Raw genomic sequence first — 2,888 nt, forward strand, 5'->3', positions numbered from 1 at the left:
AGGCCGAGGGGGTTGACGCCGAACTTCATGAACGAAGCGGCGGCAAGCCCGAGCGCGATCCAGAAGACGATGCGGAAGGCCAGCGGCCCGATCGCTGCCGCCAACGGCGTGCCGAGGATGAGCACGATGGTCAGCGCCAGGCCCATCGTGCCGGCGAAGATCGGCGTATAGCCGGCAAACAGCAGGTAGATGAGCGCGGCCAGCGGCAGCACCAGCGGCCAGTGTTGCCGCACCGCGTCCCACGGATTGGGCAGCTCGGCCTTGGCCATGCCGTGCAGGCCCGCCTTGCCGGCTTCCAGATGCACCTGCCAGAAGCAGGCGCCGAAATAGAGCAGCGCCGGGATGATCGCCGCCTTGACCACTTCGGCATAAGGCACGTTCAGCGTCTCGGCCATGATGAAGGCGACCGCGCCCATCACCGGCGGCATGATCTGGCCGCCCATCGAGGAGGTCGCCTCGACGGCGCCGGCAAAAGCCGAGCGGAAGCCGAAGCGCTTCATCAGCGGGATGGTGAACTGGCCGCTGGCCACCACATTGGCGACACCCGAGCCGGAAATGGTGCCCATCAGCGCCGAGGACAGCACGCAGACCTGCGCCGGGCCGCCGCGCCACGAGCCGACCAGGCCAAGCGCGAAATCGTTGAACAGCGCGATCATGCCAGCGCGTTCGAGAAAGGCGGCAAAGACGACGAAGATGAAGATGTAGGCAGCCGAGACATAGATCGGTGTGCCGTAGATGCCTTCGGTGCCGTAGGCGAAGGTGTCGACGATCTGGGCGAAATCATAGCCGCGATGGATGAGCGGCGGCGGCAAATGGTTGCCGAAAAAGCAGTAGGCGAGAAAGATGAAAGCGATGACCGCCAGCGGCAGGCCCATCAGCCGCCGCGCTGCCTCGAAGACCAGCACCACCAGCACCGCGCCGACGATGAGGTCCGGCGTGGTCAGGAAGCCGGAGCGGCGGATCAGATCAGTGTAGAACACCCAATTGTAGAGGCCGGTGCCGAAGCCGAGCGCCCCGAGCGTCCAGAACGCGGCTTTCGCCGGCATGCTCTTGGCGCGCAGATTGGCGATCAGGCCAAAGCCGAGCAGCAGCAGGAAGCCGACATGCATGGCCCTCACCACCTGGCTCGGAATGCTGCCATAGGCGGCGACATAGATCTGGAACACGGAAAAGGCGACGGCGATGAGAAAGGCGGCCTTGCCCGCAAGGCCGTCGCCGAAGCCCGGCGGCAGCCCTTCGACCTGTTCTTCGACGGCAGGCAGATGGAAGGTGGCGGATTTGCCGTCGGTTGATGTTCCAGACGTTGCTTCGGTCATCCGACGGATCCGCCCTACTTCAACAAGCCCTTCTCCTTGTAGTATCGCTCGGCACCGGGGTGCAGCGGCACCGGCATGCCGTCGAGCGCCTTGGCCGGGTCGATCGCCTTGGCGGCGGCATGCGCCGCGGCCAGTTGGTCGAGATGGTCGAACATCAGCTTGGTCATCCGGTAGGCGGTCTCGTCGGAGACATCGGCGCGGGTGATGAGGAAATTGCCGACGGCGGCGGTGGCGACATCCTCGCTCTGGCCTTCATAAGTGCCCTTGGGAATGACCACCGACAGATAGGGCGCGCCGATCTTGGCGACGTCCTCGGCCGGCACCGCCACGACATTGATCGGCACGGAGGTGGCGAGGTCGCGGATCGAGGCGACGCCGAGCCCGGCCGATTGCAGCGTGGCGTCGAGCTGCCGGTTCTTGATCAGCTCGACCGATTCGGCGAAGGGCAGATACTCGACCCGGCCGAGATCCTCATACTTCAACCCGGCGGCGGCGAAGATGGCGCGGGCATTGAGCTCGGTGCCGGAGGCCGGCGCGCCGACCGACAGGCTTTTTCCCTTGAGGTCGGCCAGCGTCTTGATGCCGGACTCCCGGCTGGCGACGATCTGGATGTAGTTGGGATAGATGGCTGCGATGCCGCGCAACTTATCGAGCTTGCCGGGGAAACCGGCCTCGGCATTGCCTTCGGCGGCCAGCTTGACGGAATCGCCCAGCGCAAACGCGATCTCGCCCTTGCCCTGCTGCAACAGATTGAGGTTTTCGACCGAAGCCTTTGTTGCCTGCACCTGGGTGCGGGCACCTTCGATGCCCTTGCCGTAGATTTCCGACAGTGCCACGCCGAGCGGATAATAGACGCCAGATGTGCCGCCGGTGAGCACGTTGATGAATTCCTGCGCCTTGGCGGAAACAGCGCCTAGGCCAAGCGACAGCGCCACGGCGCCGGCCGCAACAAGTTTCGTCCTGAAATGGAACATCTGATTTCCTCCCTGAAATAGCAGCCGCATCACCTCCCTGACGCGAACAGAAGCGAGTTTAGACAGCGAGATGGAAATGCCAACCCGCAATCCCATGCGTTAGACGAATGGTTGAGTGCGGGATGCACAGATGGCCGCTTGCGTGAAATGTCTTCGGAGCCGAAAGATTTTTCCAATGCCTGTCGAAATCGGCCAGGGCCGCGCGACATACGTCCGGCTCGCAAACGAAGCAGCCTTCGAAACAACGGGAGAAGACCATGCGATACATGCTTTTGATCTACGTCAATGAAGCCGCGATGGCGGCCGCGCCGACCGATAAGACCTACGAGATCAGCGCTGCCTATGGCGCGTATACCGATGCGTTGAAGAAGTCCGGCGCCTGGCTGGCCGGCGACCGGCTGAAGCCGACCCAGGCCGCCACTTCGGTGCGGATGGTCAATGGCAAGACCAACGTGCTCGATGGCCCCTATGCCGACACCAAGGAGCAGCTTGCGGGCTTCTACATGATCGAGGCCGAGGATGCCGATGCCGCTATCGCCTGGGCGGCGCGCTGCCCCGCGGCCAGCGCCGGCACGGTCGAGCTGCGGCCGATCTGGGA

Annotated in this window: 3 protein-coding genes; 1 reads left to right on the forward strand and 2 read right to left on the reverse strand. The window is 64.0% G+C overall.

Annotated elements, in window-relative coordinates:
* Both EOA22_RS29525 and EOA22_RS29530 read right to left on the reverse strand, forming a co-directional pair.
* Nucleotides 1-1,316, reverse strand: a 1,316-nt coding sequence (locus EOA22_RS29525) for a TRAP transporter fused permease subunit (RefSeq protein ID WP_127390432.1), incomplete at its 3' end; no start/stop codon positions are given.
* Nucleotides 1,317-1,330: 14 nt separating this feature from the next.
* The gene (locus tag EOA22_RS29530; RefSeq protein ID WP_063169653.1) at nucleotides 1,331-2,290 is read right to left on the reverse strand and encodes a TAXI family TRAP transporter solute-binding subunit; all 960 of its coding nucleotides are present in this window, start codon (nucleotides 2,288-2,290) and stop codon (nucleotides 1,331-1,333) included.
* A gap of 257 nt (nucleotides 2,291-2,547) precedes the next feature.
* Here EOA22_RS29530 and EOA22_RS29535 point away from each other — a divergent pair.
* A partial coding sequence (locus tag EOA22_RS29535; RefSeq protein ID WP_164755981.1) for a YciI family protein occupies nucleotides 2,548-2,888 on the forward strand: 341 nt, incomplete at its 3' end.

The sequence above is a fragment of the Mesorhizobium sp. M7A.F.Ca.US.014.04.1.1 genome (assembly GCF_003998745.1).
GTDB lineage: Bacteria > Pseudomonadota > Alphaproteobacteria > Rhizobiales > Rhizobiaceae > Mesorhizobium > Mesorhizobium ciceri.